This is a genomic window from Pseudomonas sp. IT-P176, assembly GCF_949767245.1.
Taxonomy (GTDB): Bacteria; Pseudomonadota; Gammaproteobacteria; order Pseudomonadales; family Pseudomonadaceae; genus Aquipseudomonas.
The window spans coordinates 1-319 of record NZ_CATKPN010000121.1 but is presented as its reverse complement, the minus strand read 5'-3'; the positions used below and the strand labels follow the sequence as shown (position 1 = coordinate 319).

Here is a 319-nt window from a genome sequence, read left to right as displayed (position 1 = left end):
GGGCTCTGGAACACCATCTGCACGTCTTTGCGCAACTGCTTGCGCTCGGCCTTGTTGGCCCCGGTGACTTCCTGGCCGGCGATTTTCAACGAGCCGGAGGACGGCTCTTCGATCAGCGTCAGGGCGCGGGCCAGGGTCGACTTGCCGCAACCGGATTCGCCGACCACGGCCAGGGTCTTGCCGGCTTCCAGTTCGAACGACACGCCGTTGAGCGCACGCACGGTGGCGTGGCCCTTGAACAGGCCGCGGGAGACTTCGTAGTGACGGGTCAGGTCACGGGCGGTGAGAACGACGGCCATTACGCCACCTCCTGATTCAA

General features: G+C 64.9%; 1 protein-coding gene. It reads right to left on the bottom strand.

Going from position 1 to position 319, the window contains the following annotated elements:
* The coding region (locus ACM6IP_RS26070) for an ATP-binding cassette domain-containing protein (RefSeq protein ID WP_414862613.1) at positions 1 to 299 on the bottom strand (299 nt) is incomplete at its 3' end.
* Positions 300 to 319 lie beyond the last annotated feature (20 nt).